Below are 2,697 nucleotides of genomic sequence, written 5' to 3'. Positions count from 1 at the left end.
TATCCTTCGATTTTAACTTCAGGTTTTACATCTACTGAAATTTCAACCTTAATATCTTCACCTGAGTGAGCTTCTTCAATATTTACATGCGGCTGGTCTACAACTTCAAGCTTTAATTCTTCAATAGTTTCTTCATATTTCTTAGGTAAAATTTCATTGATAGCATCTTCTAAAAATACTTCTTTGCCATAAACATTTTCGATTATTTTTCTTGGCACTTTCCCCTTTCTGAATCCAGGAACTTGGAAATACTTTCTATTTTTCTTAAAAACTGTATCTTCGGCGATTTTAACTTCTTCAGCTTTCAACACCATTTCAAACTTTACTGTGTTATTTTCTCTCTTAATATCTGTCATTTCATCCTCCGTAAATGATAATTAATCCATTATACCATATTGGTAAAAGATAGTCTAATTTTATATATTCTTAATTGCTTCAACTAACTCATTAAATTCAGCTTCATCAAATGTAATTCCCTTGCTCATTTTAATGTGCTCCGGGTCCCATTCTCTTATATCATATTTAGGAGCACGACCATTCCATGAAACCATATTTAGCTCTTTTGTCCATCCATTACTCTTTGTTGATAGAGTTACAACATGTCTAGTTATTTCAAATTTAAATTCTGCCATATTACCTCAATTATTTTTAAAGTCAACTTCTATTTTACTATAAAGTTCACCTAATTCAATTTCAACATTATTTTTTTCTCTTCTTGTAGAATATTCCACTATTTTTTCGTCAGCTTTTTTACCAACTGTTATTCTTAGAGGAATACCTATAAGGTCTCTATCTTTAAACTTAACTCCGGGTCTTTCATTCCTGTCATCAAGTAAAACTTCATATCCTTTAGAAATCAATTCGTTATAAATTTCTTCCCCTAATGCCATTTGAGTTTTATCATTTGCCTTCATCACAGTGATTATAACGTGATATGGTGCAACTGATATAGGCCAGATAATTCCGTCATCATCATTAAACTGCTCAACTACTGCCGCAACAGTTCTAGTTACTCCAACGCCATAAGAACCCATCCAAATAATTTGTTCTTTTCCATTTTGGTCTAAATAAGTTGCTCCTATGGATTCAGAATACTTAGTTCCAAGTTGGAATATATTTCCTACTTCGACACCGCGTCTAAATTTATATTCTTCATTGGTTCCTTCAATTAAATCGCCTTCTTTTACTTCAAGTAAGTCTTCAGCAATTTCCCCTTCGAAGTCTCTTCCGTAGTTTGCATTCTTTATATGGTAATCTTCCTTATTAGCTCCAACTATTAAATTATGAAGTCTTGTAACAGATGAATCAAAAATAAGTCTTGCATCTATTCCCATAGGTCCAGTAAAACCTTGCACACTTCCTACGTTCTTTATCTGTTCATCATTCATTGCCTCTATTTCATGTTCAGGAACGCCCAAGTAACCTTCAAGTTTTGCCATGTTGATTTCTCTATCTCCAGGTATAAAAACTACTACAGGTTTTTCTTGAACCATAAAATCAACAGCCTTTAAACATCTTGATTTTTCTTCACCAAGATAGCTTGAAACGTCTTCTATAGTCTTAGCATTAGGTGTATGAACTTCTTCAAGTTCTCTTGCCTCTTCGTCCGGGACTTGCGGATAAACTACTTTTGCCTTTTCGGCAGTTGCTGCATATCCAGTTCCATAAGCTATTACACCTTCTCCAGTATCTGCAAGAGCTATAAATTCATGAGATTGGTTTCCTCCCATGGCCCCATTGTCACCTTCAACAACAACATATTCCAGTCCTATTCTATCAAATATCTTTTCATATGCATCATACATTTCTTGATAAGACTTCTTCATTCCCTCCGGATCGATATCAAAAGAATAAGCATCTTTCATACTAAATTCTCTCGCTCTATTAACTCCAAATCTAGGTCTCTTTTCATCTCTATACTTTGTCTGTATTTGATATAAATTTAGAGGAAGTTGCTTGTAAGATTTTACTTCATCTTTTATTAGAGTTGTAAAATACTCTTCAGCAGTCGGTCCAAGACAAAACTCCCTTTCATGTCTATCTTTTAATTTAAACATCTCAGGGCCAAATCTATCCCATCTGCCTGATACCTCCCAAATTTCTTTGGGTTGTATTGCAGACATTAGTATCTCTTGACTTCCCGCTCTGTCCATTTCTTCTCTTACAATATTTTCAATCTTTCTTACCACTCTATATCCTAAAGGCAAGTATGAATATATTCCACTTGCAGATTTTCGAATAAAAGCTCCTCTTAACAACAATTTATGAGACGCTATTTCTGCATCTTGAGGTGCTTCCCTAAGGGTTGGCATATATAATTTAGAAAGTTTCATAAATTCCTCCAATTCCTCTTACAATTTGCCATATAATTATATTATTAAAACAAGTCTAATTCAAGTAATTTAGCCAATCTATCTATAAATTTTCATTTTTATTTAAAAATTTATTGTTTTTCTGTAAAAAATTATGTACAATATTAAAACAAATTAATTGAATTCAAAAAATGATTGATTTCAAAGTCTTATAAAAAACTTTTTAAAAGATATAAAAAAAGACTTGCAAAATTTTCATAATAGAATTATAATTTATTAGTACTTTGATTTCGGGGTGTAGCGCAGTTTGGTAGCGCACGTGGTTTGGGACCATGGGGCCGGGGGTTCAAATCCTCTCACCCCGACCATCAAAAAGCATCGCATT

General features: G+C 33.1%; 3 protein-coding genes and 1 tRNA gene. 1 reads left to right on the top strand and 3 read right to left on the bottom strand.

All coding sequences use genetic code 11. The features are described from left to right. The 3 genes from SOR77_RS08035 to SOR77_RS08025 all read right to left on the bottom strand — a co-directional run. On the bottom strand, nucleotides 1-356 hold a 356-nt coding region (locus SOR77_RS08035), incomplete at its 3' end, for a trigger factor family protein (protein WP_320636599.1). Between the two features lie 60 nt (nucleotides 357-416). Beyond that, nucleotides 417-632: a YdbC family protein gene (locus SOR77_RS08030; protein WP_320636598.1), complete on the bottom strand. Its 216-nt coding sequence runs from the start codon at nucleotides 630-632 to the stop codon at nucleotides 417-419. Between the two features lie 6 nt (nucleotides 633-638). Next, on the bottom strand, nucleotides 639-2,333 hold the full coding sequence (locus SOR77_RS08025; RefSeq protein WP_320636597.1) for a proline--tRNA ligase: 1,695 nt from the start codon (nucleotides 2,331-2,333) through the stop codon (nucleotides 639-641). A gap of 270 nt (nucleotides 2,334-2,603) precedes the next feature. On the opposite strand from SOR77_RS08025, the gene SOR77_RS08020 reads away from it, so the two are divergent. Continuing rightward, nucleotides 2,604-2,680 (top strand) — tRNA-Pro (locus SOR77_RS08020). The last annotated feature ends 17 nt before the right edge of the window (nucleotides 2,681-2,697 follow it).

This window comes from Peptoniphilus sp. (genome assembly GCF_034090345.1).
In the GTDB taxonomy this organism is placed as follows: Bacteria; Bacillota; Clostridia; order Tissierellales; family Peptoniphilaceae; genus Peptoniphilus.
This window is presented reverse-complemented; position numbering and strand designations above follow the sequence as displayed.

Bases quoted from the DNA above. Each gene is read 5' to 3' on its own strand.
- SOR77_RS08030 (WP_320636598.1), bottom strand. From the start codon at position 632: ATGGCAGAATTTAAATTTGAAATAACTAGACATGTTGTAACTCTATCA.
- SOR77_RS08025 (WP_320636597.1), bottom strand. From the start codon at position 2,333: ATGAAACTTTCTAAATTATATATGCCAACCCTTAGGGAAGCACCTCAA.